The following is a 25,149-nucleotide window of genomic DNA, read 5'->3' on the forward strand; positions in this document are numbered from 1 at the left end:
AGCGCGCAGGGCGGCAGATGCGTCACATCGCGGCGCACATGTCGTGATGTGCGGGGGCGCGTCTCCGCGTCCTCGGCCCTCGCTCCGGCGTGAACTTCCCCTACGCCCGCGCCGACTTGACGCACGCGCCCCGTGTGAACCATTCACACGAGCCGAAGTGCTGCGCGCGCTCCCCGGGCAGCTTGTTGCGCAGTCAACTGGGAGCAGCCCCGCACAGGATGACGGCTCCTGCGCGGTATGGGCCGCCGGTCTTTCGTTCCCCGCCCTCGACCGGCGGCCCCGGCGTTCTCTCAGGAAGTGTTCACAAGGCCGCAACACGCGTTCCCACTATGCGGACAATTCCCGACGTGACCTCGACAAACGGGACGCCGGACTGCCACTCTCCCGCCATGCACCTCGCCCCTCGCGCACTGCGCCGCGCCGTCGCCGCGGCAACCATAGGCCTGCTCGCCACCGCTGTCGGCTGCGCTCCGCAGCCGGAGGACAAGGCGGCGGCCACACCGTCCGGTTCGGCCTCGAAGACCTGCGCCAAGGGCAAGTTGGCCACCAAGACGTCCGGCAAGCTGACGGTCGCCACGGACGAGCCCGCCTACGAGCCGTGGTTCAAGGACGACAAGCCCGCCAACGGCAAGGGCTTCGAGTCGGCCGTCGCCTACGCGGTGGCGCAGCAGCTCGGCTACGACAAGAGCGCCGTCGTGTGGCAGCAGGTGCCCTTCAACAAGGCCTTCGCGCCCGGCGTGAAGACCTTCGACTTCGACATCAACCAGGTGTCCATCAGCGACGAGCGCAAGAAGGCCGTGGACTTCTCCTCCGGCTACTACGACGTGCGCCAGGCCGTCATCGCGCTGAAGGGCTCGAAGGCGGCGAAGGCGAGCAGCATCGCGGATCTCAAGGGCCTCAAGCTGGGCGCCCAGGTGGGCACCACGAGCCTGAACTACATCAGCGACGTGGTGAAGCCCTCGCAGGAGGCGGCCGCGTACTCCAAGAACGACCAGGCCATCTCCGCGCTCAAGAACGGCCAGGTGGACGCGATCGTCACCGACCTGCCCACCGCCTTCTACGTCACCGCCGCCCAGGTGACCGACGCCAAGATCGTCGGGCAGTTCGAGAACCAGGGCGGTACGCCCGAGCAGTTCGGGCTCGTCCTCGACAAGGGCAGTGCCCTCACCTCGTGCGTGTCGTCGGCCGTGGACGCCCTCCGCAAGGACGGCACGCTGGCGAAGCTGGAGAAGCAGTGGCTGTCCGACGCCGTCGACGCGCCGGTGCTCAAGTGACGGTCACGAAGGAGGAGTCCGGGAAGGACGCAGGCCAGGGTGACATGCCCGACGGGTACACCCCGTCCGAGCGGCGGCTGGCACGCGAGCGCTACAAGCGCGCGCGTGCCCGTCGCGCGACGGCCATCGCCGCCGTCTCGACGCTCGTCACCGCCGTCGTCCTCTACCTGGTCGTCGTCAGCGCTCCCGGCTGGGAGCGCACCAAGGAGACCTTCTTCGACGCGGGCTACGCACGCGAGGCGTTCCCCAAGGTCCTCGAAGGGCTCTGGCTCAACATCCGGCTGCTGCTGATCTGCGGTGTGCTGGTGCTCGTCCTGGGCATGCTGATCGCCGTCGCACGGACCCTGCCGGGGCCGGTGTTCTTCCCCCTGCGGGCGCTCGCGGCCGCGTACACGGACTTCTTCCGCGGTCTGCCGCTGATCATCAACCTGATGATCGTCGTCTTCGGCGTGCCTGCGCTGCGCCTACAGGGCGTGACCGTCGATCCCGTGTGGCTGGGCGGTACGGCGCTGACCCTGACGTACGCGGCGTACGTCGCCGAGGTGTTCCGCGCCGGCATCGAGTCGGTGCATCCGTCGCAGCGCGCCGCAGCCCGCTCGCTGGGCCTGACCAACCGGCAGGCGCTGCGGCACGTGGTGCTGCCCCAGGCGGTACGCCGTCAGGTGCCGCCCCTGCTGAACGACCTGGTGTCGCTCCAGAAGGACACCGGGCTGGTGTCGATCGGCGGTGCGATCGACGCCGTCCGGGCGTCCGACATCATCGCCCAGCGGAGCCTGAACTACACGCCGTACATCGTCGCGGGCCTGGTCTTCGTGGCGCTGACCATCCCGATGACCCGCTTCACGGACTGGGTGACGGCACGGATGGATCGCCGGCGGGCCCAGGGAGGATCGATATGAGCGACGCGCCCGTGCTGCGCATGGAGTCCGTGCGCAAGACCTTCGGCGACTCGGTCGTCCTGCGGGATGTCGACCTGGAGGTCGCGCCGCACACGGTGACCGCGCTGATCGGCGCCTCCGGCTCGGGCAAGTCGACGCTGCTGCGGTGCGCGAACCTCCTGGAGGAGATCGACGACGGGGCGATCTGGCTGGACGGCGAGGAGATCACCGATCCGCGCGCCGACCAGGACGCGGTACGCCGTCGTATCGGCGTGGTCTTCCAGGCCTACAACCTGTTCCCGCACATGACGGTCCTGGACAACATCACCCTCGCCCCGCGGCGGGTGCATGGCGCCTCCCGCGCGGAGGCCGAGGAACGCGCCCGGGAGCTGCTGGAGCGGCTCGGGCTCGGCGGCAAGGCGGGCGAGTACCCCGACCGGCTGAGCGGCGGTCAGCAGCAGCGTGTGGCGATCGTGCGCGCTCTCGCCGTACGGCCGCGACTGCTGCTGCTCGACGAGATCACCGCCGCCCTGGACCCCGAGCTCGTCGGCGAGGTCCTCACCGTCGTGCGGGACCTGAAGGACGACGGAATGACCATGGTGCTGGCCACGCACGAGATGGGCTTCGCCCGAGACGTCGCCGACCAGGTTTGTTTTCTGGACTCAGGGGTGGTCCTGGAACGCGGAACCGCCGAGCAGGTCTTCGGCGACCCGCAGCAGGAACGCACGCAGCGGTTCCTGCGGCGGATCGTGGAGGCGGGCCGGCTGTAAGACCCGCGCGCCTGGTGACCGGGGCTTACGCGTCGGTCTGAGCGGCTCCCACCAGCGCCGCGACGCGCTCCACGCCGAAGACGTACCCCTGCACTCCGCACCCGGCGATGACGCCGTCGGCGCGCAGGGAGACGTAGGAGTGGTGCCGGAACGATTCGCGCCGGTGGATGTTGGAGATGTGGACCTCCAGCACGGGCAGTCCGTCGCAGGTGTTGAGTGCGTCCAGAATCGCGACTGACGTGTGTGAGTAGGCCCCGGGGTTGATGACGATCCCGCAGTGGTTCAGCCGTGCCTCGTGGATCCAGTCGACCAGCTCGCCCTCGTGGTTGGACTGCCGGAAGTCCACCGTGCCGCCGTGCGCGGCGGCCGCCTTGGCGCACAGGGCCTCGACGTCGGCGAGGGTGTCCTTGCCGTAGATCTCCGGCTGGCGCTGGCCGAGCAGGTTCAGGTTGGGCCCGTTGAGGATCATGATCGGGGCGTTGGCCAGGGTGCGGGGCACGGTTCCTCCGGTCCGGTGGTGTCCGGCGATCCGTCGAGGACCGCTGTTCGCACCCGGTTTATCACGGTGCCTTCGCGGCGGGACGGCCCGCATCCCGACGGGCCGCCCGGCGCATCAACGTCATGTACGGACGAGGCCCGATCACGCCCGTGCGCCCCCGTAACCCGCTGTCACGGTGGGTAGTTGACGCGGCATGCACGACGTACGCACCGTAATGAGACCCTCCATGCTGCGGCTCGCGGCCGCCTCGCTCGCCGGGACGGCCATCGAGTTCTACGACTTCTTCGTCTACGGGACCGCCGCGGCACTGGTCCTGGGCCCGCTGTTCTTCCCGGCGTTCTCACCGGCGGCGGGGACGCTCGCCGCCTTCGTCACGTTCGGCGTGGGGTTCGTGGCGCGGCCGCTGGGCTCGGTGCTGTTCGGGCACATCGGGGACCGGCGCGGCCGCCGGCCGGTCCTGGTCGGCTCGCTGCTGCTGACCGGCGCCGCCACGGTCGCGGTCGGCTGTGTGCCGACCTACGAGTCGATCGGTGTGGCCGCACCCGCGCTGCTCCTGGTGCTGCGTTTTCTGCAGGGGCTGGGGCTCGGTGGGGAGTGGGGCGGGGCCGTGCTGCTCACCGCCGAGCACGCGCCCGCCGAACGGCGTGCCCTGTGGTCGAGCTTCCCGCAGGTCGGGCCCGCGCTGGGGTTCCTGCTCGCCAATGGTGTGGTGCTCGTGCTGTCGGCGACGCTGTCCGAGGCGCAGTTCGCCCAGTGGGGATGGCGGGTGCCGTTCTGGGCGGCGGGAGTGCTGGCCGCGGTGGGGCTGTGGCTGCGGTCGTCGCTGGCCGAGAGCCCCAGCTTCCTCGAGATCGACGACCACGCGCGCGTGCCGCTCGCGGAGGTCGTACGCCACCACTGGCGGCTCGTCCTGCTGACGGCCGGGGCCCTCTCGGTCGGGTACGCGATCTTCTACGCCGTGACGACCTGGTCCCTCGCGTACGCGACGGAACGGCTGGGAGTCAGCCGTATCGTCATGTTGACCTGCATCATGGCCGCGGTGGTGGTCAAGGGCGCGCTCACCCCGCTGGCCGCGCTGCTCGGCGACCGCTACGGGCGGCGCCCGATGTGCCTGGTGGGGTGCACTGCCGCTGCCGCGTGGATGTTTCCGACGGTCTACCTCCTCGCGACCGGTGAGCCGCTGCTGATGTTCGCCGGTTTCCTGGGGGCGCTGCTCGCGTTCGTCACGATGTTCGGAGTGATCGCCGCGTATCTGCCCGAGCTGTACGAGCCGCGGGTGCGCTGCACGGGAGCGGCCGTCGGCTACAACCTCGGCGGGGTGCTCGGGGGCGCGCTCACACCGATCGCGGCGACGGCGCTGGCCGGGCACGGGGGCCGGGTGCCATGGGGCGTGGGCGCCTATCTGACGGGGATGGCGCTGCTGAGCCTGGGGTGCTTCGCGCTGCTGCCGGAGACACGGCCGGCGGCGGTGGTCGTTGCGGAGCCGGTCATGGACTGACCGCGAGCTCCAAGTACGCCGCGAACAGCACCAGATGGACTCCGCCCTGCAGCGGCGTGGCCCGGCCCGGCACCACCGTCAGCGAGCTCACCACCACGGTCAGGGTGAGCAGCACCATGTGCGTGGAGCCGAGGCCGAGGACGAGCGGGCCGGAGAGCCAGACGGACGCCAGGGCGACCGCGGGGATGGTCAGACCGATGCTGGCCATGGCGGAGCCGAGGGCGAGGTTCAGGCTGGTCTGCACCCGGTCGCGGCGGGCGGAGCGCAGGGCTGCGATGGTCTCCGGGAGCAAGACCAGCAGGGCGATGATCACGCCGACGACCGCGTGGTGCAGTCCGGCGGCCTCCACTGCGGACTCGATCGTGGGCGACACGCCCTTGGCCAGTCCGACCACACCGATCAGCGCGAGACCGAGCAGGCCCAGGCTGATCCACGCGGTGCGGACGGCCGGGGTGGCCGCGTGGTCGTCCGCGGCGATCACCCCGCCCTGGCGGCTGATGGGCAGGAAGTAGTCGCGGTGCCGCACGGTCTGGGTCGCGACGAACAGGCCGTAGAGGATCAGCGAGGAGATCGCGGCGAAGGTGAGCTGTACCTCCGAGAACTCAGGGCCCGGCTTGCTGGTGGTGAAGGTCGGCAGTACCAGGCTGAGCGTCGCCAGGGTGGCGACGGTGGCGAGCGCGGCCCCGGTGCCTTCGGGGTTGAAGACCGCGGTGCCGTGGCGCACGGAGGCGACCAGCAGACAGAGGCCGACGATGCCGTTACAGGTGATCATCACCGCCGCGAAGACCGTGTCCCTGGCCAGGGTCGAGCTCTTGCCGCCGCCGTCTGCCATCAGGGTGACGATCAGGGCGACCTCGATGACCGTGACGGCGACCGCGAGCACGAGCGAACCGAAGGGTTCGCCGACCCGGTGGGCGACCACCTCGGCATGGTGCACGGCGGCGAGGACGGCGCCGGCGAGCACGAGGGTGACCACAGCGACCACCGCGGCGGGCAGAGCACGCCCCCAGGTGAAGGCCAGCAGCACGATCGCGAGCACCGGCACGACGGATGTCCACTGCGTCGTGAGCGACCCGATCCGAGCGATCATGCAGAGATCGTTGCAGAGCCCCAAGGGCCCCGCACCCCGGCGGTGCGGGGCCCGGGCCGGTCACTTCAGCTCGGTCATCTCCCGTACGTCGCAGTCGGTGAAGGACGGCGGCCGGCTGCACAGCGCCGCCATCCGCTCCGCCATCCTGCTCGTCTCCGGGTCGCTGTTGTTGCGCATGGCCTCGTCGTACGAGTCGAACTCGAGGACGACGAGATAGCGGCCCGGCTGGTTCCTGTCCTGGAGGACCAGGCGGTGCGTCGGGCCGCCGCTGCGGCTCGAGGCACGCTTGTCCGCTTCCTGGACCAGCGCACGCATCTCCTCGATGCGCTCGGTTTCGAAGTCGATGATCTGCGCGAACTTCATCGGTGCTTCCACGATGCCTCCACCCGGCAGCGGCGCTCCCCGGCGGAAGCGCTCAGCACTCAACGAAGCACCGGGAGAGGTGGTCGGCAATTCGCCGCGCACCGCTCCCGGTGCTGGTTGTTTCTACGTCCGTCGCAGTCAGGCCTGGATGCTGTCCTTCGCAGCGCCTTCGCTCTCGCCGTGCGCCGCCTGAGCCGCCGCCTGCTTCTTCGACGCCCGCAGGCTGGTGATGGTGGTGACGACGAGGACCGAGCAGATCACACCGAGGGAGACCGGGATGGAGATCTCCGGGACGTGGACGCCGGACTCGTGCAGCGCGTGCAGCACCAGCTTGACGCCGATGAAGCCGAGGATGATCGACAGGCCGTAGCTGAGGTGGACCAGCTTCTTCAGCAGTCCGCCGATCAGGAAGTACAGCTGCCTGAGGCCCATCAGCGCGAAGGCGTTGGCGGTGAAGACGATGTACGGGTCCTGGGTCAGGCCGAAGATCGCGGGTATCGAGTCCAGCGCGAACAGGACGTCGGTGGTGCCGATCGCGAGCATCACGACCAGCATCGGCGTCATGACCCGCTTGCCGTTCTGCCGGATCCACAGCTTGGTGCCGTGGTAGCGGTCGGCGACGCCGAAGCGGCGCTCGGCGGCCTTGAGCAGCTTGTTCTCCTCGAACTCCTCGTCCTCCTCATCGGCCCGGGCCTCCTGGATGAGCTTCCAGGCGGTCCAGATGAGGAAGGCGCCGAAGAGGTAGAAGACCCACGCGAAGCTGGCGAGGATCGCCGCTCCGGCGGCGATGAAGATCGCCCGCAGGACCAGGGCTATGAGGACGCCGACGAGCAGCACCCGCTGCTGGTACTGGGTGGGCACCGCGAACTTCGCCATGATCAGGACGAAGACGAAGAGGTTGTCGACGCTCAGGGACTTCTCGGTGATGAAGCCCGCGAAGAACTCGCCGCCGGCCTGGCCGCCGCCGAAGAGGAGCAGACCGAGCCCGAAGAGCCCGGCCAGGGCGATCCAGACGACCGTCCAGATACCGGCCTCCTTGATCGAGACGTCGTGCGGCTTGCGGCCGATGAAGAAGTCGACCGCGATCAGGGCGGCAAGGCCCACGATGGTCAGGACCCACAGGGTCGGGGAAACATCCACTGTGCCTCCGGCAATACGTAACGGCAGATGACCAGCGTCGTCGCGCTGCCGGAGGTCTCTTCCACCCAGGGTGGGCCGACGCCCCGGGATCAGCTCTGATCCGTATTGACGGGTACGCCGCAATCGACGGGAGTACTCCCCTCCGTGCGGACTACAGTACCCCAATCCCCAAGGAAAGGTAAAGCGATTAGCAAAGGAAAGACCAAAGAGCCAGTTCAGGGTGCCTTTACCGGTACTTGGTGCGAGCCGCTGCCACCTGGGTGAGGACCTGCTGGAGCACCTGACTGCCGGGCGGCACGAGGGCGGGTTCGTAGGTCCAGGCATGGCCGACCCACGGGTCGGCGAGATGGTCGTCGGGCAGCGGGGTGAGGCGCAGCAGCGAACGCCACAGGGGGTCGAGCAGGGGCCCGTAGCCGGCGGCCTCCTCGCGGTCCGCGACCATCATCAGATGGACGCCCACGGCCGGGCCCTCGTCCGCGAGGTAGCGCAGCTGGGTCACCGCCCGGTCGTCGAAGCCGTGCGGGAAGTCGTTGACGATCAGGAGCTGTTCGGCGGTGTCCAGGCCGGGCGGGAGCGAGTCGGCCGCACCGCCGCGCACCGCCATCTGCACCAGGTCGACGCGCTGGGTCAGCCGGGACAGGACGTCCGCCACTCCCGCCGCCCCCAAGGCGGGCGGGGTCGCGAGCACGCCGCTGTGCACCAGCGGTGCGAGCGCCTGAGCTGCGGCGCCGGCCGGGTCGATGACATGCACGGTGAACTCGGCCGCCGGATAGACCGCGAGCATCCGGGCCGCGATCGCCACCGCCGTGTCCATCGCGAGGCGCCCCAGCTCATCGGTGCTTGCGGACGAGTCGTCGAGTGATGCGGGACGTCCGCTGTCGATCCACAGGCCGCGTTCGAGCGGCAGGCGCACCAGCATCGGGATGCGCAGCAGCTCGCTCTCGGGCAGCGAGAGGTCGCCCAGGCGCAGGGCCATGGGGATCTCCATCGGCACCCGGTAGCCGTGCCAGACGGGGTTGTCCCAGCGCGCGTAAGCGGGCGGCAGCGCGGGCTCGACGACCTCGGCCTCGGCGGCGAGCTGGGCGAGGTCCCGGTCGAGCGCCGCCCTGGCCTGGTCGACGAGTTGCGCGTGCTTGGCGCGGGCCGCCTCGCGCGCGGCTTCGCCCTGGCCACCGATTCTGCCGCGCGGGTCGGACAGGGCCCGGTCGAGCTCCTTCTCCATGCGCGAGTCGGCGAAGTCGACGGCGCTGCGGTAGGCGGCCGTGGTGCGCGCCAGGTCCTCGAACATGCCCCAGACCTGGTTGTACAACCGCTCGTCCATGGACCAGCCGGTCGCGTCACCAGCGACCGGCGGCGCGGGCCGGCCGGGCGGGGCCGGAGGCACCGTCGGCGGTGGCGGTGGCGGTGCGGCGGCCTGCCGGCCCGGGTGGCTGTAGTCGACCGGGCCGCCGGCGGCGGGCGAGGACGTCTGCGTGACCGCGGAAGGATCCGCCGGGTATCCGGGCTGGGTGCCCTGTGGTCCATACGCAGATGTGGGCTGCGGTGGTACGGGGCCGGGGGCGCCCTGGGGTGCCGCGGCCTGGTCGGGTCCGTGCGCCGGTGCGGCGGCCTGGCGGGTGCGATCCCCCTCCGCGGTGCGCTGCGGGGGCGCCGGCACCGAGCGGGCCAGGCCCTGGGCCACCGCCTCGTTGATGGTGCCCGCCAGGCGGTGCGCCTCGGTCAGGCCCTGGTCGGCGAAGAGCTCGGCGAGGCCGCCCGCATACCCCTGGCCGACGGCACGCACCTTCCAGGCGCCCTGCCGGCGGTAGAGCTCCAGGGCGACGACGGCGCATTCGGCGTCCAGACCGGTGATCGTGTAGCTGGCTACCTCGGTGCCGTCCAGGCCGGTGACCGCCACGAAGGGAGCGGCGACCGTGCCGAAGCGGACCGGGCCCTGTCCGCCCGCTGTGGGCAGGGCGAGCAGCACATTGACCCGGTGCACGGCCTCCGGCATGGCGTCCAGGTCCACCGCGAGACGGTGGTCGGCGGCCGCCTGCTTGGAGACTTCGAGGCCGGGCAGGGTGGGCGCGCCGGGGTGGGCCACCCATTCGACGCCGCGTGCCTTGCCGTTCTCGTCGCTGAGCGTGGCCGAGGCCACGAGCGGCGTGCCGGCCGCAACCCTGATCTCCAGACGGGACTGGGAGAGCGGGTGGTTCTGCCCCCGCACCAGCTCGGCCGTCATCGCCCTCGTCCCCCTGTGTCGCTGGTGTGTCGTGTTGTGTGCCGCCAGGGCCCGTCTGCGCGGCGGGCCCTGGCGGGGTGGGCTCTACAGGTGCGGCAGGATCGCCGGCATCAGGTCCTGGAAGGTGCGGCCGTTGGCCGGGGTGCCGAGCGCCGTCATCGTCCAGCCCGGGCCAGAGCGGTGCACCTTCGCCATGATCTGGGCCGTGTAGGCGCCGCCGCCCGCGAGCGTGTAACGGGCGAGCTCCTGGCCGTTGGTCTCGTCGACCAGGCGGCAGAACGCGTTCTGCACCTCCTGGAACGTCTGGCCGGTGAAGGAGTTCACGGTGAAGACGATCTGGTCGATGTGGACCGGGACGCGCGCCAGGTCCACGAGGATCGCCTCGTCGTCGCCGCCCTGGCCCACGCCGCCGACCAGGTTGTCACCGGTGTGGCGCACGGAGCCGTCGTCGCTCACCAGGTGGCGGAAGAAGACGACGTCGACCGGCTGCTTGTCGGCGAACAGGACGGCGGAGGCGTCCAGGTCGATCTCCCGGGTGCGCGAGCCGAACAGGCCGCGCCGGGGAGCCGCCTGCCAGCCGAGACCCATGCGGACCGCGGTCAGGCTGCCTCCGTCGTTCTTCTGCAGACTGATGGCCTGACCCTTGGTCATGTTGACGGTCACGCGCTGTTCCCCTCTCGAACTGTCCCCTGTTGCCGCAAAGTCCGCGGTTGCCCAAAACCCTACGCAGGGCCACCGAGACTGCCGCACCCCGACCCGTACTTTGTGTCGGTCTTGCAACACAGAGCGCATGGCCGAGGTCCGGCAGCGGCAGCGGGTGCTCAGGCCAGGCCCGCCTCCCTCATCTGGCGCAGTTCCTTCTTCATCTCGGAGACCTCGTCGCGCAGCCGGGCCGCGATCTCGAACTGGAGGTCCGCGGCGGCGGCGCGCATACGCGCCGTCATCTCCTCGATCTGCTCGGCAAGTTCGGCGGCGGGACGGTCGGTCGGGACCGTCTCCTTGGCCTTGCCCTTGGCGGACTTGGCACCGCCGGCCGCCTTGGAGCCGAGAGCGGGCACGGGTGCCTTGGCGCCCTTGCCGTCCTTCAGCTTGCGGTAGCCCGAGCCGAGCAGCTGCTCCGTGTCGATGTCCTCGCGGGCGATCTGGGCGACGATGTCGTTGATCTTCTTGCGGAGCGGCTGGGGGTCGATGCCGTGGGCCGTGTTGTACGCGACCTGCTTCTCCCGGCGGCGGTTGGTCTCCTCGATGGCCTTCTCCATCGCCGGGGTGATCTTGTCGGCGTACATGTGGACCTGGCCGGAGACGTTGCGCGCGGCGCGGCCGATGGTCTGGATCAGCGACGTACCGGAACGCAGGAAGCCTTCCTTGTCGGCGTCGAGGATGGCCACCAGGGACACCTCGGGCAGGTCGAGGCCCTCGCGCAGCAGGTTGATGCCGACCAGGACGTCGAACTCGCCGGAGCGCAGTTCGCGCAGCAGCTCGACGCGGCGCAGGGTGTCGACGTCGCTGTGCAGATAGCGCACCTGGATGCCGAGCTCCAGGAAGTAGTCCGTGAGGTCCTCGGCCATCTTCTTGGTGAGGGTGGTGACCAGGACGCGCTCGTCCTTCTCGGTGCGGGTGCGGATCTCGTGCACCAGGTCGTCGATCTGGCCCTCGGTGGGCTTGACCACGACCTCCGGGTCGATCAGGCCGGTGGGGCGGATGATCTGCTCCACGGCGCCGTCCGCGCGCGAGAGTTCGTACTTGCCCGGGGTCGCCGACAGATAGACCGTCTGACCGATGCGCTCCTGGAACTCCTCCCACTTCAGCGGCCGGTTGTCGAGGGCGGAGGGCAGGCGGAAGCCGTGGTCGACGAGGGTGCGCTTGCGGGAGGCGTCGCCCTCGTACATCGCGCCGATCTGCGGGACGGTGACGTGTGACTCGTCGATGACGAGGAGGAAGTCGTCCGGGAAGTAGTCGAGCAGGGTGTTCGGCGGGGAGCCGGGCGAACGGCCGTCGAAGTGCATCGAGTAGTTCTCGACGCCGGAGCAGGAGCCGATCTGGCGGAGCATCTCGAGGTCGTATGTGGTGCGCATCCGCAGGCGCTGGGCCTCCAGGAGCTTGCCCTGCTTCTCCAGCTCGGCCAGCCGCTCGCCGAGTTCCTTCTCGATGTCGTTGACGGCACGCTCCAGGCGCTCCGGTCCCGCCACGTAATGGGAGGCCGGGAAGACGTAGAGCTGCTGGTCGTCGCTGATGATCTCGCCGGTCACCGGGTGGAGCGTGGAGAGCGCCTCGATCTCGTCGCCGAACATCTCGATGCGGACGGCGAGTTCCTCGTAGACCGGGAAGATCTCGATGGTGTCGCCGCGGACGCGGAAGGTGCCCCGGGTGAAGGCCAGGTCGTTGCGTGTGTACTGGATGTCGACGAAGCGGCGCAGCAGCTGGTCGCGGTCGATCTCGTCGCCGACCCTGAGGGGGACCATGCGGTCCACGTACTCCTGCGGCGTGCCGAGGCCGTAGATGCAGGAGACCGAGGCGACCACGACGACGTCCCGGCGGGTGAGCAGCGAGTTCGTCGCGGAGTGGCGCAGGCGCTCGACCTCCTCGTTGATCGAGGAGTCCTTCTCGATGTAGGTGTCCGACTGCGGGACGTATGCCTCGGGCTGGTAGTAGTCGTAGTACGAGACGAAGTACTCGACCGCGTTGTTCGGCAGCAGCTCACGGAATTCGTTCGCCAGCTGGGCGGCCAGGGTCTTGTTCGGCGCCATCACCAGGGTGGGGCGCTGAAGCTTCTCGATCATCCACGCAGTGGTGGCGGACTTGCCGGTGCCGGTCGCGCCGAGCAGGACGACGTCCTTCTCGCCTGCCTCGATGCGCCGGGCGAGCTCGGCGATGGCCTGCGGCTGGTCGCCGCTGGGCTGGTAGGGGCTGACGACCTCGAAGGGCGCCACCGTGCGTTCGATGTTGGAAACGGGCCGCATGGAATCAACCGTACGACCCGGCACTGACAACGCGGGCCGATCAGCGGTTTTGCGGGGTGCGGGAGCTGGGTCGGCCCGGCTGCCGGGCGGGGCGGAGCGGGGGGCGGTGGGCCCGGTGGTGGACGGCCGGGTGGGCCGGGACGCCCGGCTTGTTCTCGGCGGGGCTCGGGGCGGGCTTGCCCATGACCATCAGCGGGTCGAACATCACGACCACGGCGGCGAGCAGGAGGAAGGCGAGCGGGCCCACCAGCATGGGCCACAGCAGTGCGGCCGGCGAGTCCCCGGCGGCCGTGGCTGCCGTGTCGTGGAGGTGGACGCTGAGGGCCGCCATGCCCGTGTAGTGCATGCCGCTGACGGCGAGTCCCATGACGAGGCTCGCGCCCACGCTCCACAGGAAACCCCTGACCTGTCCGGCCGCCCACAGGGCGGCGGTCGCGGCCACCATCGCGATGACGACGGAGGCGGCGACGGTCACCGTGTTGTATTCCAGTCGTCCGTTCAGCCGCATTCCGGCCATGCCCAGATAGTGCATCGAGGCGATTCCCAGGCCGGTGATCGTGCCCCCGGTGAACAGCGCCGTTCCCTTCGCGCCCTTGTAACCGACGATGAAGATCCCGATACCCACCATGACAATGGCGACGCCGAGGCTGGCGAACGTGATCGGCTTGTCGTAGTGGATCGGCGCCTGTTTGACCGTGAACCCCATCATCGCGACGAAGTGCATGGTCCATATGCCGGAGCCGATGGCCGCCGACCCGAGGGCCAGCCAGCCGGGCCGCCAGGAGTGGGCGACGAGCATGGATCTGGTCGTGCAGCGCAGCCCCAGGGCGCCACCGAGGGAGGCCATGAGATAGGCCACCACCGGTGTGACGAGTCCGTAGCTGAATCCGTCGACCGTGCCTTGCATGCGCGGCTGCCCTTCCCGCCCTCTTACGTCCCGGAATTCCCTGAAATGCGCCCCCTCCCAGGACCGCCCGAGCGGTCAGGGTTGAGGCAGAGAGTATGACCCCCACCAGAATGGTCGAACGATTTTCCGGCAAAGAAACACGTCGTTGCCCCAGTTGTGCGGCCGCAGTGAGCGGACTTGGGCGACTCCATTCAATGTGTGGTCGTTCTGTACGCCACCGTCGTTGACGCTCTGCTGTCACAGTTGAGCTGTCCGTGTTCACACGACGCGAGGAGTACGCATGCACGCGCGCGCAGTCGCCGCCTTCACCACCGCGCTCCTGGGGACCGCCGGCCTCCTGCTGCCCGGCTCCGCCGCGCGGGCCGGCGACGTCGACGTACGCCCTCTGGTCATCGGGCACCGGGGGGCGCCCGCCTACGCGCCCGAGAACACCCTGGCCTCCATCGACAAGGCGGCGCGGCTGGGCATCACCTGGGTGGAGAACGACGTCCAGCGCACCAAGGACGGCGAGCTCGTCGTCATCCACGACGACAGCCTGCAGCGCACGACCGACGTCGAGGAGGTCTTCCCCTGCCGGACGTCCTGGGAGGTGAAGGACTTCACCGCGGCCGAGATCGCACGCCTCGACGCGGGGAGCTGGTTCGGCCGCCGCTATGCGGGCGCGCGCGTGCCGACGCTGGACGAGTACATGCGCCGGGTCGAGCACAACCACCAGAAGCTGCTGCTGGAGATCAAGAACCCCGAGCTGTATCCGGGCATCGAACAGCAGACCCTGAAGGTGCTCGGCAACGACGGCTGGCTCGACCCGCAGCACCTGGCCGGCCGGCTTGTCGTGCAGAGCTTCAGCGCGGACAGCCTGCGGATCGTCCACGACCTGAAGCCCGCCGTCAGGACGAGCTTCCTCGGCACACCGCAGTTCTCCGACCTGCCCTCCTACGCGCGCTTCACCGACGGGATCAATCCCTCCGTCGGCTCCATCTCGACGGCTTACGTCGCCGCCGTGCACGCCTTCACGGGACCACACGGCAAGCCGCTCAACGTCTTCACATGGACCGTGAACGACGCGGACACCGCCCGGCAGGTCACCCGGTACGGCGTGGACGGCATCATCACCAACGAGCCCGACGTGATCCGAGCCGCGCTGCAGGAGCCCTGAGCTCCGAGGTCGGGGCGTTGTCAGTGGCGGGTCGTACGGTGGGCGCATGGACAGCGATGGGCAGTACGAACAGCAGGTCGTGTGGGCGGTGGTGGTCGGTACCGGAATCGGTCCGCTGCTGCTGGCCGCGACCGGCGAGGGCCTGGTCAACGTCGTGTTCCACGCCACGGACGCGGTGCGTGACAGGGCGCTCGAGCGGCTGGCGTCCCGGCTGGGCCGCGAGCCCGTCGAGGCACCCGGCTCGCCCCTGCTGGCCGAGGCGATACGGCAGGTCGAGGCGTACTTCGCGGGCGAGCGGCGCAACTTCGAGCTGCCGCTGGACTGGTCGCTGATCTCGGGCTTCAACCGGCAGGTGCTGCGCGAACTGGCCTCGGGAGTGCCCTACGGCGCGGTCGTGGGCTACGGCGACCTGGCCGGGCGGGTGGGTCAGCCGGGCGCGGCCCAGGCGGTGGGGGTCGCGATGGGCTCCAATCCGCTGCCGGTCGTCGTGCCCTGTCACCGGGTGGTGGAGAGCGACGGCGGCATCGGCGGGTTCGGGGGTGGGCTGGAGACCAAGCGCAAGCTGCTCGCGTTGGAGGGGGTACTGCCCGAGCCGCTGTTCTGAGACCCGGGCTCCGGGGGCGCGCGAAGGGTGGCGGGACGCGGAGGCGGTAGCAGACTCCGCCATGCGGACGGGGTGCCCACGCGTGCGTGGGCACCCCGCTGATCCGCCTGGGCACCCCGCTAGTCGTAGTGGCGGGCCTCGAAGACGTTTCCGTCCGGGTCGCGGAAGTAGAAGCTGCGCCTGGCCTTTCCGCGGGCGCCGTAGGAGTCGTAGGAGAACTCGGAGACGGGGACGGCGCGTTCCTCCAGGCGGCTGTGCAGGGCGTCGAAGTCGTCGCCGGGCAGGGCCAGGCAGACGTGGTTGACGGGGTGGCCCGCGCTGCCGGCGGCGCCGGGGAGCATCTTCATGTGCTCCGCCATGGAGTGGGGCATGAGGTCGAGGATGGTCTCGTCGTTGAGCCGTACCGACGGGAACGACGCCTTCCCCGCGGAGAACTCGGTGATCCTCAGGGGGCGCAGCCCGACCGCCTTCTCGTAGAAGGCTGCCGAGGCGACCGGGTCGTGTACCCACAGGACGACATGGTCGAGACGTGTCGTGTTGTCCGTCATGTTCTTCAGGCTGGTCCTGCCTCCCGCGGGCTGCAAGGGTGCGACCGGAGCTAGCGGCCGTGGGGCTACGCCTTGCTCCCCCATGCCGAGATCATCGGGGCCGTGGCCAGGTCCATGCCGCCGGCTTCGATGTTCGCCAGGTGGCGGTCGATGTCCTCGTTCGTGGCGAGGTTCGCGGTGACGAGGGTTTCGCGGATCTGGCGGATCGTGGCCGACTCCAGGGCGGCGCAGGCCGGGGAGGCGAGCGGGAAGTACGCATCGGCCTCGACGCCGAGCAGTCCGGCCTCGCGGAGCAGGCGTGGCAGGCGGCGGCCGTAGGAGAGGTCGGCACCACGCTCGGCGAGCAGCCGGCGGAAGCCGTGCCGCAGACGGTTGGCGAGTCGTTGCTCGGGGCCGTGCTCGTCGGGGCAGACCAGGGGCTGCAGGGCGGGGTCGGCATCCTCGATCAGGAGCCGGCCGCCCGGCCGCAGGGCCTTGATCATCGACTGCAACGCCCGCTCGCGGTCCGGCACATGGACGAGGACCAGCCGGGCGTGCACCAGGTCGAAGCCCTCGCCCGGCGGTTCCTCGGCGCCCACGTCATGGACGCGCACGTCCACCGGCGGGCGGGCCACGGAGGCGAGCAGCGACGTGTCGATGTCGGTGGCGACGACCTGCCCGGTCGGGCCGACCTTCTCGGCCAGCCAGGACACCACGGAGGTGCCGCCCGCGCCGACCTCCCAGCAGCGCCAGCCGCAGTCGATGCCGAGCCCTTCGAGGTGCCGGAAGGTGGTGGGGTCGAAGAGGGTGGCGAAGGCGTCGAAGCGCTCTGCTGCCTCGGTCTGCCGGTTGTCGAGGAGATAGCCGTCGGATCGCTTCATGACGCGATCATCCCAGTTGCCCGGCTTGCGGGAAGCAGTCGACGAGTCACCTCCCGTAAGTCGGGCAGACGTTCCGTGGGCAAACCCCTTCGTCCACAGGCGGGAACCAAACGGAATGCCCTGTTCCCACAGGCTCACCCACCCCTTACACAGACCTGGCACACTGGCGCGCCAAGGCACAGACAGGCGGCTCACCACGGGGGCGGACCGCGAACCGCGCATCGAGCCCGGAGATCCACGCAAGGAGATCCATATGTCCATGGCAGGGAATCTGCGCAAGGTCACCCACCTCAGCGGGGTAGGCGGCCTGCGCAAGGTGGCACGGCTGGCCAGGCGGCGGCCACGCGTCGACCTGAGTCACCCGGCCCGGTCCCCGCTGGGCTCCTCGGTGGTGAACTGCGTGACGTACCGGGACGGCGTGCGGGTGCCCGGGGGCAGTGATCTGGTCGACGCCGTGGAGCGGGTGCGGAAAAAGGGCGACGGATTTGTCTGGCTGGGGCTGCACGAACCGACGGACCAGGAGTTCGCGGGCATCGCCGAGCTCTTCGATCTGCATCCGCTGGCGGTCGAGGACGCGGTCGAGGCCCATCAGCGCCCGAAGCTGGAGCGGTACGGCGAGACGCTGTTCGCGGTGTTCAAGACGGTCTGCTACGTCGAGCACGAGGAGCTGACGGCCACCAGCGAGGTGGTGAACACCGGCGAGATCATGGTGTTCGTCGGCGAGGACTTCGTCATCACGGTCCGGCACGGGATGCATGGTTCGCTGGGGCCGCTGCGCGAGGGACTGGAAGCCGACCCGCAGCAGCTCGCGAAGGGGCCGGCCGCGGTGCTGCACGCGATCGCGGACCATGTGGTCGACGACTATCTGCTCGTCACCGACTCGGTGCAGGCGGACATCGACCAGGTGGAGATGGACGTGTTCGCGGAGAACGGCGCGCGGGCCGACCCCGGCCGGATCTACCAGCTCAAGCGTGAACTCCTGGAGCTGAAGCGGGCCGTGGTCCCCCTCGGCCGCCCCGTCGAGGACCTGGCGACCCGACCCATCCGCGTGGTCGACCCGGAGATACAGGCCTACTTCAGGGACGTCCTGGACCATCTCATGCGGGCGAAGGAGCAGATCGCCTCCTTCGACGAACTGCTCAACTCGATTCTGCAGGCCCATCTCGCGCAGGTCACGGTCGCGCAGAACGAGGACATGCGGAAGATCACGGCCTGGGCCGCGGTGATCGCCGTACCGACGATGGTCTGCGGTGTGTACGGCATGAACTTCGATTACATGCCGGAACTGCACTGGAGTTTCGGATATCCCCTGGTCATAGGTGTGATGGCGGTGGCGTGCCTGGCTCTGTACCGCGGTTTCCGGCGCAGCGGCTGGCTGTGAGGCGCTCCGTCGGGCGGGTCAGCGCGCCGTGCTGCGCGCGTACACGCCGTGGGCGAAGTCGGCGATCTGCTCCTCCGTCAGATGCCGGGCCACGTCGGCCTCACTGATCATGCCGACCAGCCGCTTGTTCTCGATGACGGGGAGCCGGCGGATCTGGTGCTCCTGCATCTCCCGGAGCACGTCACCGACGTCGGCGTTCGCGTCGATCCAGCGGGGGGTGCCGTGAGCCATCTCGCCGGCCGTGACCTTGGCAGGGTCGTGGCCCATGGCCACGCAGCCGATGACGATGTCGCGGTCGGTGAGGATGCCGCAGAGCCGCTCGTTCTGGTCGCTGATGGGCAGCGCTCCGACGTTCAGTTCGCGCATCAGCTGGGCCGCACGGTCCAGTGTCTCGTGGGCGGGGATCCACTGGGCGCCACGGTGCATGATGTCTCCGGCGGTGGTCATGGAGTACCTCCCGGTGCCGGACGGCCGGCGCGGTGCGGGGACGCACCGCTAGTCCCGGCGCCCTACATTGTCGCCGCGCGGCCTGGCACCCGCACCCGGAACTGGCGGCAACGGGCGGCGGGGGCGCCGTCCCAGAGGCCTCAGGCAGCGTCAGGCCGAGAAACCCACGACCTTCCGCGGGACGATGCGGATGATCACCCGGACCTCGTCGTCCTTCTCGCCGGGCGGGTCGATGCCGAGGTACTTGTGCGAGAGCTCGTACGGGAGCTGCTTGCCCTCGTCGGGGAGGATCTCGGCGGTGCCGCGGATCTCGACCGAGGTGTAGGGGTCGGCGAGGTCGAAGACCGAGAGGCTGACGCGGGGGTCGCGGCGGAGATTGCGCACCTTCTGGCGCCCGTCGGTGGAGGAGAAGAGCACGGTGTCGCCCTCGCGCTTGATCCAGACCACCGAGTTCTGCGGGGCGCCGTCGGGGCCGAGCGTGGCGACGCTGGCGAAGTTCTTGCCGTCGAGGAGGGTGCGGACGGAGTCGGTGAAGGGGACGGGATCACTCGAGGAGGTCGTCATGGAACCACAGTAACTACATGCGCATGCATGTAAAAGAGGTGTGCCGGTTTGCCGGTCAGCCTCTCGATGGATCAACCCCTCCATGCCGGATGGCGCGGGTCGTCGGCTCGAACCAGGACGTCGGCCGTGCCTGCCGGGTCGGTCTCGTCCGCGTAGCGCTGGAAGGCGGGGAGTGTCCAGTGGTCGGCCTCGGGGGTGCGGCGCCGGAGGGCGCCGGGCGAGAGGAGGACATGGACGGACAGGTCGAAGGGGAACCAGTGGCGCAGCAGGAGGGGGCCGTGCAGCAACAGGAAGCCGCCGGGCGGGAGTTGGGTGTAGGGGGTGCGGGTGGCGCGGTCGGTGACCGGGTCCCACAGGTCGGGCAGGACGCGTCCGTCGCCGCCGGGTTCGAGAGGGCCGAACACCTCGCGCCACAGGGCGCCGGTGTCCAACCAGCCGTCGTAATAGGCGTCGACGTCGTGGTGGCCGTACTCGAGGCGGACGGAGGCGGGCCGCAGAAAGCCCTCCGCGCCGACGGTCAGCGAGGGGCGGCCGCGCACCCGCAGGGCTTCGGCGACGCGTTCGGCGAGGTCTCCTGGTCGGGCCGCCGGGGCTCCGTCGAAGGCGATGCGGGGCCAGGGGCCGCCGTCGGCGGGCTTGAGGTCGAGCAGTCGCTCGGCCAGGAGGTCGCCGAGCCGGTCCCAGGTGATCGCTTCGAGTCGCACATGGCCCATGATGCGTCAGCCGTCGACCGGGGTGCGCCTCGCGCGGATGGAAGGGCGGGGTGGAGGAGGAGCGGAGGACGAGGGTGCAGTGGGCGCGATTTCGCGGTAGTCCGCAGTGCCCTCGGAGGGAAGGAAACACCTATGGCACGTCTTGCAACTCCTGCGCCCCGCACCGGGATTGTCGTCTTCCAGCCGATCAAGAGACGGCACTGCGGGGAGTGTCATGCGGGGCCGTTGCCGCTGCTTGTGCTCGAGGAGGGGGCACCGCGGTGTCTCGACTGTGCCGACCTCGGGCATCTGATGTTCCTGCCGCGCGGCGACACCGCGCTGACTCGGCGGTCGCGGGAGGAGAGTGCGCTGTCGGCGGTCGTGGTGCGCTTCAACCGGCGCAAATCGCGGTACGAGCGGCAGGGCGTCCTGGTCGAGGAGGCAGGGCTCGCCCGGGCCGAGGAGCGGTGCCTGGCGGACGCGGAGGCGCGGCGGCGGCGCCGGGTGCGGGACGCCCGGCGGCGGATCGCTGAGGACCTGCGGTTCACGGAGGCGTTCGCGGCGGAGATAGGACGGCTGTTTCCCGGGTGCCCTGCGGAGCGGGCCCGGGCGATCGCGGCGCATGCCTCGGTGCGGGGCAGCGGGCGGGTGGGCAGGAGCGCGGCGGGGCGGGCGCTGTCCGAGGCGGCGGTGGTCTCGGCGGTCGCGGCCTCCGTACGGCACGTGGACACGCCGTACGACCAGCTGCTGATGAGCGGCGTACCGCGGCACGAGGCTCGGCGACGGATAGCGACGGCGGTGGAGACGGTGCTGCGGGGGTGGCGCTCGGGAGAGGCGGGGGTCGGTTGACGAGGAAGCGGGGGTCGGTTGACGCGGGGCGGGAGCCGCCGGCGCAGGCGGGACCGGTCGGCGAAAGGCCGGGGGCCGTGGGCGCGAGTCCGGGGCCCGTGGGCGGAAGTCCAGGACCCCTAGCCAAAGGCAGCGGCCGTTGAGGAAAAAGCTCGGGTCGATCCAGGAAAGGCGGGCCCGCCGACGAAGGATCATGGTCAGGTCCAGGGAAGGCTGCGACCCGCAGCCGCCGCCTCGCGGCTGGATGCTCGCGTATGCGGCCGCGTTCCTCGGCCATGGTCACTGTGCTCGTACGGGAATTCACTTGTGGTGACGGGAGGTGCCGGGGAAGATCTCGGCTCTACGCGGGAGTTGACGACATGATCGCTGGACCGTATTTCTGGCTGACGGTGCTGGGGGTGCTCGGGACCGGTCTGGTGGCCGGGGTGTTCTGCGCCTTCTCGACGTTCGTGATGAGGGGGCTGGCCGCGCTGCCGCCCGCGCAGGGCGTGGCCGCGATGAACGCGATCAATGTGACCGCGGTGATGCCTGCGTTCATGCTGGTGTTCGTGGGGTCGGCGGTGCTGTGCGCGGTGCTCGCCGTGGTGACGTTCGTGCTGTGGCCGGACGACGGGAGGGTGGAGTTGCTGGTGGGCAGCGCGCTGTATCTGTTCGGCTCGTTCGGGGTGACCATGGTCGCGAACGTGCCGCGCAACGACACGCTGGCCAAGCTGGACCCGGGCACTCCGGAAGCCGCCGCGTACTGGCCGTCGTACATACGCGAGTGGACGTTCTGGAACCACGTGCGGATGGTCGCCTCGGCCGGTTCGGCGGTGGCCTATGTGCTGGCGCTGACCTGAGAGAGGCAGTGCGGAAAGCGCTGTCCGTCCCCTCTGCGCACGGGGCCCGGGAGTCGTATCGTGGCCGAAAGAGTGCCGCCCGATGACGCACGGCTCGTCGCATGCGTAGGCAAGGAAGACGGCCATGGCCGATCCCAAGGGATTCATGACCACGCCTCGCCAGGACTGGCCCCGCCGCCCGGTCGCGGAACGGGTCCGGGACTGGGACGAGGTCTACGTCCCCGGGGCGCTGCTGCCCATCATCAACAAGCAGGCCGACCGGTGCATGGACTGCGGCATACCGTTCTGCCACGACGCCTGTCCGCTCGGGAATCTGATACCCGAGTGGAACGACCTGGTCAGCCGGGACGACTGGCGGCAGGCGGCCGACCGCCTGCATGCCACGAACAACTTCCCCGAGTTCACCGGGCGGTTGTGTCCCGCGCCGTGCGAGGCGGGGTGTGTTCTCGCCATCAACCAGCCCGCGGTCACGATCAAGAACGTCGAGGTCGCCATCGCGGACCAGGCCTGGGAGCTGGGGTTCACGCCGCCGCGGCCGCCGGACCGGCTGTCCGGGCGGACCGTCGCGGTGATCGGGTCCGGGCCGACCGGGCTGGCCGCGGCCCAGCAGCTGACACGGGCCGGGCACACGGTCGCCGTGTACGAGAAGGACGACCGGCTCGGCGGGCTGATGCGGTACGGCATTCCCGAGTTCAAGATGGAGAAGCATCATCTGGACCGGCGGCTGGAGCAGATGCGGGCCGAGGGGACCAAGTTCCGCACGTCGACGGCGGTCGGGCGGGACGTCGGGGCGGCGGAGCTGCGGGCCCGGTACGACGCCGTGGTGATCGCGACAGGGGCGACCGCCTGGCGTGAACTGCCCGTACCGGGGCGCGAGTTGGCCGGGATACAGCAGGCGATGGAGTATCTGCCGCTGTCCAACCGGGTGTGCGAGGGGGACTTGGAGAGCTCCCCGATGTCCGCCGCCGGGAGGCACGTCGTCATCGTCGGCGGCGGTGACACCGGGGCGGACTGTCTGGGGACCGCGGTGCGCGAAGGGGCCGCCTCCGTCACGCAGTTGGACATCTACGCCCAGCCCGGCGCCGATCGCGACGAGGATGCCGAGCCCTGGCCGACGTACCCGAAGATCTACCGGCTGTCGGCCGCGCACGAGGAGGCCCGGGATCTGGAGACGGCACCGGCGGCGGACGCCGACGCCCGGCTGTTCGCGGCGTCCACGCTCCGCTTCACCGGCGACGAGAGCGGGCGTGTGCGGTCGCTGCACCTGGTCGAGGTGGACGCGGCCCGGCGGCCACGGCCCGGCACCGGGCGGACGCTCCCCGCCGACCTCGTGCTGCTCGCGCTCGGCTTCTCCGGACCCGACCGTCAGGACGGGCTCGTCGACCAGCTGGGGCTGGCGATGGAGCCCCGCGGGACGATCACCCGGGATGCGGGGTTCGCGACGAACGTGCCCGGTGTGTTCGCGGCGGGGGACGCCGCACGGGGCCAGTCCCTGATCGTGTGGGCGATCGCGGAGGGGCGTGCGGTGGCAGCGGCCGTCGACCGTTATCTGACGGGGAGTTCACAGCTTCCGGCGCCCATTGGGCCGTACGACCGTCCGATGACGGTGTAGCAACCGCCGGTGCGTCTAACGGCGCCGCTCGTCCGTCCCGGCCACCTTGCCCGTGGCGAGGGCCACCCGGTTCCAGGTGTTGATCGTGAGGATCAGGGCGAGGACGTGGGCCAGTTCCTGCTCGTCGAACTGGGCTGCGGCCTGCGCGTAGACCTCGTCCGGGACGCCGCCGTCGGCCACCAGTGTCACCGCCTCCGTCAGGGCGAGGGCGGCCTGTTCCCGCTCGGTGAAGAAGTGGCGGGCCTCGCGCCAGACGGCCACCATGTGCAGCCGGTCCTCGCTCTCGCCGGCCTTGCGGGCGTCGTTGGTGTGCATGTGCAGGCAGTACGCGCAGTGGTTGAGGTGCGAGGCGCGGATCTGGATCAGTTCGACGAGGGCCGGGTCGAGTCCCTCGCGGGCGGCGGCGTCGAAGCCGATGAGCGCGCGGAAGACCTTCGGGGCGGACTTCGCGAGGTCCAGGCGGGCCGTCGTGGTGTGCGTCGTGTTTGTCGTCATGTGCTCCAACCTATGTGGCGGAAAGACCCACACTAAGGTGCATTTCCATGGCGAAAGCATGGGTCAATTCAGCTGAGCGGATCGGGGCCGACCTGCATCTGGAGCTGGTCGAGGCAGGTGGACGGCGGGCCGCGCTCATCGGGGCGCTGCGCGAGGCCGTACGGGAGGGGCGGCTTGCTCCCGGCACCCGGCTGCCGCCGTACCGCTCGCTCGCCGCCGACCTCGGTGTGGCCCGCAACACGGTGGCCGATGCGTATGCGGAGCTGGTCGCGGAGGGCTGGCTGAGCGCCCGGCAGGGCTCGGGCACCCGGGTGGCAGACCGTGCCGAACCTCTGCGGCAGACCGAGCGCACGCCCCGAAAAGCACCGCCACGCGCGCGTGGCCCTCGTCACGATCTGCGCCAGGGCACCCCGGACGCGTCCGCGTTCCCGCGTGCGGCCTGGCTGGCGTCCTATCGGCGGGCGCTGCGGCAGGCGCCCAACGAGGTGTTCGGCCCCGGTGATCCCGCCGGCCGGATCGAGCTCAGGGAGGCGCTCACGGAGTATCTGGCACGCGCGCGTGGAGTGCGCACCGAGCCGGACCGGATCGTGATCTGCTCCGGCTTCGCGCACGGGCTGCGGCTGCTCTTCGGCGGCCGGGACCGGGTCCTCGCCGGGCCGCTGGCCGTGGAGGCGTACGGGCTGCCGTTCCACGGGGAGTTGCTGGCGGCCGCGGGCGTGCGGACCGTACCGCTCCCCCTGGACGAACAGGGCGCGCGCGTGGACCGGCTGGCGCGGGAGCGTGCCGTTCTGCTCACGCCCGCGCACCAGTTCCCCACCGGCGGGCCGCTGCACGCGGAGCGCCGGGCCGCGGTGGTGGACTGGGCACGCGCGCGTGGCGCGGTGGTGGTGGAGGACGACTACGACGGGGAGTTCCGGTACGACCGCAGGCCCGTCGGGGCGGTCCAGGGGCTCGACCCCGAGCGGGTGATCCTGCTCGGCTCGGTCAGCAAGAGCCTGTCGCCGGCCGTGCGGCTGGGCTGGATGGTGCTGCCAGGGCGGTATGTGGACGGTGTGCTCGCGGCCCAAGGGCGAGCGGGAGGCTTGGGCGAGCGTCCTCGACCAGCTGAGCCTTGCCGACTTCATCGTCTCCGGCTCGTACGACCGGCATGTGCGGCGCATGCGGCAGCGGTACCGCAGCCGCCGTGACCGCCTCGTCGCGGCGCTCGCCGCGCACGCACCGCACATCGAGGTCACCGGGGTCGCGGCGGGCCTGCACGCGGTGCTGCGGCTGCCGCCCGGCACGGAACGCTCCGCCGTCAAGGCCGCCGCCTGGCAGGGCGTCGCCCTGGACGGACTGGCCGGATTCCGTCACCCGGCAGCGGACATGGCGGCCCAGGACGGCCTGGTCGTGGGATACGCGACGCCCTCCGAGCATGCGTACGGGGCGGCGCTGGAGGCACTGTGCGGGGTGCTGCCGCCGGAGGCGGGCAAGCCTTCTCGCGCCTCCCGATGACCGCAGGG

24 protein-coding genes and 1 pseudogene are annotated in these 25,149 nt (G+C 70.3%); 11 read left to right on the forward strand and 14 right to left on the reverse strand.

Annotated features, from left to right (window positions below; translation table 11 throughout):
• Window positions 1-389 precede the first annotated feature (389 nt).
• Genes ABD355_RS29860 through ABD355_RS29870 form a run of 3 tightly spaced genes read left to right on the forward strand, consistent with a single transcriptional unit; the run spans window position 390 to window position 2,922 of the window.
• Window positions 390-1,274: an ABC transporter substrate-binding protein gene (locus ABD355_RS29860; protein WP_344404075.1), complete on the forward strand. Its 885-nt coding sequence runs from the start codon at window positions 390-392 to the stop codon at window positions 1,272-1,274.
• A complete protein-coding gene (locus ABD355_RS29865) occupies window positions 1,271-2,173 on the forward strand; it encodes an amino acid ABC transporter permease (RefSeq protein WP_344403902.1) in 903 nt (300 codons plus the stop codon). Before ABD355_RS29860 ends, ABD355_RS29865 begins: the two co-directional genes overlap by 4 nt.
• Window positions 2,170-2,922 (forward strand): amino acid ABC transporter ATP-binding protein, encoded by a 753-nt coding sequence (locus tag ABD355_RS29870; RefSeq protein WP_344403903.1) that lies wholly within the window; start codon window positions 2,170-2,172, stop codon window positions 2,920-2,922. Before ABD355_RS29865 ends, ABD355_RS29870 begins: the two co-directional genes overlap by 4 nt.
• Before the next feature lie 25 nt (window positions 2,923-2,947).
• Here ABD355_RS29870 and aroQ read toward each other — a convergent pair whose 3' ends face one another.
• Window positions 2,948-3,421 carry a type II 3-dehydroquinate dehydratase gene (aroQ, locus tag ABD355_RS29875; protein WP_344403904.1) on the reverse strand — a complete coding sequence of 158 codons (474 nt, stop codon included), beginning with the start codon at window positions 3,419-3,421 and terminating at the stop codon, window positions 2,948-2,950.
• Window positions 3,422-3,647: 226 nt separating this feature from the next.
• Between aroQ and ABD355_RS29880 the strand changes: the two genes are divergently transcribed.
• Window positions 3,648-4,919 (forward strand): MFS transporter, encoded by a 1,272-nt coding sequence (locus ABD355_RS29880; RefSeq protein ID WP_344403905.1) that lies wholly within the window; start codon window positions 3,648-3,650, stop codon window positions 4,917-4,919.
• Here the strand turns inward: ABD355_RS29880 and ABD355_RS29885 are convergent.
• The 7 genes from ABD355_RS29885 to ABD355_RS29915 all read right to left on the reverse strand — a co-directional run bounded on the left by ABD355_RS29885 (window position 4,909) and on the right by ABD355_RS29915 (window position 13,600).
• Window positions 4,909-6,009, reverse strand: a complete 1,101-nt coding sequence (locus tag ABD355_RS29885; RefSeq protein ID WP_344403906.1) for a calcium:cation antiporter — start codon at window positions 6,007-6,009, stop codon at window positions 4,909-4,911. The genes ABD355_RS29880 and ABD355_RS29885 overlap by 11 nt on opposite strands.
• Window positions 6,010-6,069: 60 nt before the next feature.
• A complete protein-coding gene (locus ABD355_RS29890) occupies window positions 6,070-6,384 on the reverse strand; it encodes a hypothetical protein (protein ID WP_344403907.1) in 315 nt (104 codons plus the stop codon).
• A gap of 126 nt (window positions 6,385-6,510) precedes the next feature.
• A complete protein-coding gene (locus tag ABD355_RS29895) occupies window positions 6,511-7,512 on the reverse strand; it encodes a TerC/Alx family metal homeostasis membrane protein (protein ID WP_344403908.1) in 1,002 nt (333 codons plus the stop codon).
• A gap of 226 nt (window positions 7,513-7,738) precedes the next feature.
• Window positions 7,739-9,733: a TerD family protein gene (locus tag ABD355_RS29900; protein WP_344403909.1), complete on the reverse strand. Its 1,995-nt coding sequence runs from the start codon at window positions 9,731-9,733 to the stop codon at window positions 7,739-7,741.
• Window positions 9,734-9,817: 84 nt separating this feature from the next.
• A complete protein-coding gene (locus ABD355_RS29905) occupies window positions 9,818-10,396 on the reverse strand; it encodes a TerD family protein (protein ID WP_115908810.1) in 579 nt (192 codons plus the stop codon).
• Window positions 10,397-10,554: 158 nt separating this feature from the next.
• Window positions 10,555-12,693 carry an excinuclease ABC subunit UvrB gene (gene uvrB / locus ABD355_RS29910; RefSeq protein WP_344403910.1) on the reverse strand — a complete coding sequence of 713 codons (2,139 nt, stop codon included), beginning with the start codon at window positions 12,691-12,693 and terminating at the stop codon, window positions 10,555-10,557.
• A gap of 40 nt (window positions 12,694-12,733) precedes the next feature.
• A complete protein-coding gene (locus ABD355_RS29915; RefSeq protein ID WP_344403911.1) occupies window positions 12,734-13,600 on the reverse strand; it encodes an MHYT domain-containing protein in 867 nt (288 codons plus the stop codon).
• Window positions 13,601-13,880: 280 nt separating this feature from the next.
• Between ABD355_RS29915 and ABD355_RS29920 the strand changes: the two genes are divergently transcribed.
• Both ABD355_RS29920 and ABD355_RS29925 read left to right on the forward strand, forming a co-directional pair.
• Complete coding sequence (locus ABD355_RS29920) at window positions 13,881-14,756, forward strand: glycerophosphodiester phosphodiesterase (protein WP_344403912.1); 876 nt, start codon at window positions 13,881-13,883, stop codon at window positions 14,754-14,756.
• 46 nt (window positions 14,757-14,802) lie between these two features.
• Window positions 14,803-15,360, forward strand: coding sequence for a methylated-DNA--[protein]-cysteine S-methyltransferase (locus ABD355_RS29925; protein WP_344403913.1), 558 nt, complete (start codon window positions 14,803-14,805; stop codon window positions 15,358-15,360).
• 119 nt (window positions 15,361-15,479) lie between these two features.
• On the opposite strand, the gene ABD355_RS29930 is transcribed toward ABD355_RS29925, so the two are convergent.
• Complete coding sequence (locus ABD355_RS29930; RefSeq protein WP_344403914.1) at window positions 15,480-15,908, reverse strand: VOC family protein; 429 nt, start codon at window positions 15,906-15,908, stop codon at window positions 15,480-15,482.
• A 65-nt stretch (window positions 15,909-15,973) separates the two neighbouring features.
• Entirely contained in the window at window positions 15,974-16,768 is a 795-nt protein-coding gene (locus tag ABD355_RS29935; protein WP_344403915.1) for a methyltransferase, read from the reverse strand.
• Between the two features lie 253 nt (window positions 16,769-17,021).
• Here ABD355_RS29935 and corA point away from each other — a divergent pair, with 253 nt between their 5' ends.
• Entirely contained in the window at window positions 17,022-18,149 is a 1,128-nt protein-coding gene (corA, locus tag ABD355_RS29940; protein WP_344403916.1) for a magnesium/cobalt transporter CorA, read from the forward strand.
• 18 nt (window positions 18,150-18,167) lie between these two features.
• Here the strand turns inward: corA and ABD355_RS29945 are convergent, their stop codons facing one another.
• From ABD355_RS29945 to ABD355_RS29955, 3 genes are all read right to left on the reverse strand, one after another.
• Window positions 18,168-18,596 (reverse strand): CBS domain-containing protein, encoded by a 429-nt coding sequence (locus tag ABD355_RS29945; RefSeq protein ID WP_344403917.1) that lies wholly within the window; start codon window positions 18,594-18,596, stop codon window positions 18,168-18,170.
• 150 nt (window positions 18,597-18,746) lie between these two features.
• On the reverse strand, window positions 18,747-19,160 hold the full coding sequence (locus tag ABD355_RS29950) for a PPOX class F420-dependent oxidoreductase (RefSeq protein ID WP_344403918.1): 414 nt from the start codon (window positions 19,158-19,160) through the stop codon (window positions 18,747-18,749).
• Window positions 19,161-19,231: 71 nt separating this feature from the next.
• Window positions 19,232-19,864 carry a nucleoside/nucleotide kinase family protein gene (locus tag ABD355_RS29955; protein WP_344403919.1) on the reverse strand — a complete coding sequence of 211 codons (633 nt, stop codon included), beginning with the start codon at window positions 19,862-19,864 and terminating at the stop codon, window positions 19,232-19,234.
• Between the two features lie 141 nt (window positions 19,865-20,005).
• Here ABD355_RS29955 and ABD355_RS29960 point away from each other — a divergent pair, with 141 nt between their 5' ends.
• The 3 genes from ABD355_RS29960 to ABD355_RS29970 all read left to right on the forward strand — a co-directional run bounded on the left by ABD355_RS29960 (window position 20,006) and on the right by ABD355_RS29970 (window position 23,152).
• The gene (locus ABD355_RS29960; RefSeq protein WP_344403920.1) at window positions 20,006-20,701 is read left to right on the forward strand and encodes a DUF2293 domain-containing protein; all 696 of its coding nucleotides are present in this window, start codon (window positions 20,006-20,008) and stop codon (window positions 20,699-20,701) included.
• Window positions 20,702-21,060: 359 nt separating this feature from the next.
• A complete protein-coding gene (locus ABD355_RS29965) occupies window positions 21,061-21,540 on the forward strand; it encodes an anthrone oxygenase family protein (RefSeq protein ID WP_344403921.1) in 480 nt (159 codons plus the stop codon).
• Between the two features lie 124 nt (window positions 21,541-21,664).
• Window positions 21,665-23,152, forward strand: a complete 1,488-nt coding sequence (locus ABD355_RS29970) for a glutamate synthase subunit beta (protein ID WP_344403922.1) — start codon at window positions 21,665-21,667, stop codon at window positions 23,150-23,152.
• A gap of 15 nt (window positions 23,153-23,167) precedes the next feature.
• Here ABD355_RS29970 and ABD355_RS29975 read toward each other — a convergent pair whose 3' ends face one another.
• Window positions 23,168-23,647 carry a carboxymuconolactone decarboxylase family protein gene (locus ABD355_RS29975; RefSeq protein ID WP_344403923.1) on the reverse strand — a complete coding sequence of 160 codons (480 nt, stop codon included), beginning with the start codon at window positions 23,645-23,647 and terminating at the stop codon, window positions 23,168-23,170.
• A 47-nt stretch (window positions 23,648-23,694) separates the two neighbouring features.
• Between ABD355_RS29975 and pdxR the strand changes: the two are divergent.
• Window positions 23,695-25,141: pseudogene (gene pdxR / locus ABD355_RS29980) on the forward strand (MocR-like pyridoxine biosynthesis transcription factor PdxR).
• The last annotated feature ends 8 nt before the right edge of the window (window positions 25,142-25,149 follow it).

The sequence above is a fragment of the Streptomyces longisporus genome (assembly GCF_039532765.1).
Taxonomy (GTDB): Bacteria; Actinomycetota; Actinomycetes; order Streptomycetales; family Streptomycetaceae; genus Streptomyces; species Streptomyces longisporus.

Coding starts and splice junctions, on each gene's coding strand:
- ABD355_RS29860 (WP_344404075.1), top strand. CDS start 390: ATGCACCTCGCCCCTCGCGCACTGCGCCGCGCCGTCGCCGCGGCAACC.
- ABD355_RS29870 (WP_344403903.1), top strand. CDS start 2,170: ATGAGCGACGCGCCCGTGCTGCGCATGGAGTCCGTGCGCAAGACCTTC.
- ABD355_RS29880 (WP_344403905.1), top strand. CDS start 3,648: ATGCTGCGGCTCGCGGCCGCCTCGCTCGCCGGGACGGCCATCGAGTTC.
- ABD355_RS29885 (WP_344403906.1), bottom strand. CDS start 6,009: ATGATCGCTCGGATCGGGTCGCTCACGACGCAGTGGACATCCGTCGTG.
- ABD355_RS29900 (WP_344403909.1), bottom strand. CDS start 9,733: ATGACGGCCGAGCTGGTGCGGGGGCAGAACCACCCGCTCTCCCAGTCC.
- uvrB (WP_344403910.1), bottom strand. CDS start 12,693: ATGCGGCCCGTTTCCAACATCGAACGCACGGTGGCGCCCTTCGAGGTC.
- ABD355_RS29915 (WP_344403911.1), bottom strand. CDS start 13,600: ATGCAAGGCACGGTCGACGGATTCAGCTACGGACTCGTCACACCGGTG.
- ABD355_RS29920 (WP_344403912.1), top strand. CDS start 13,881: ATGCACGCGCGCGCAGTCGCCGCCTTCACCACCGCGCTCCTGGGGACC.
- ABD355_RS29925 (WP_344403913.1), top strand. CDS start 14,803: ATGGACAGCGATGGGCAGTACGAACAGCAGGTCGTGTGGGCGGTGGTG.
- ABD355_RS29930 (WP_344403914.1), bottom strand. CDS start 15,908: ATGACGGACAACACGACACGTCTCGACCATGTCGTCCTGTGGGTACAC.
- ABD355_RS29935 (WP_344403915.1), bottom strand. CDS start 16,768: ATGAAGCGATCCGACGGCTATCTCCTCGACAACCGGCAGACCGAGGCA.
- corA (WP_344403916.1), top strand. CDS start 17,022: ATGTCCATGGCAGGGAATCTGCGCAAGGTCACCCACCTCAGCGGGGTA.
- ABD355_RS29945 (WP_344403917.1), bottom strand. CDS start 18,596: ATGACCACCGCCGGAGACATCATGCACCGTGGCGCCCAGTGGATCCCC.
- ABD355_RS29950 (WP_344403918.1), bottom strand. CDS start 19,160: ATGACGACCTCCTCGAGTGATCCCGTCCCCTTCACCGACTCCGTCCGC.
- ABD355_RS29960 (WP_344403920.1), top strand. CDS start 20,006: ATGGCACGTCTTGCAACTCCTGCGCCCCGCACCGGGATTGTCGTCTTC.
- ABD355_RS29965 (WP_344403921.1), top strand. CDS start 21,061: ATGATCGCTGGACCGTATTTCTGGCTGACGGTGCTGGGGGTGCTCGGG.
- ABD355_RS29970 (WP_344403922.1), top strand. CDS start 21,665: ATGGCCGATCCCAAGGGATTCATGACCACGCCTCGCCAGGACTGGCCC.
- ABD355_RS29975 (WP_344403923.1), bottom strand. CDS start 23,647: ATGACGACAAACACGACGCACACCACGACGGCCCGCCTGGACCTCGCG.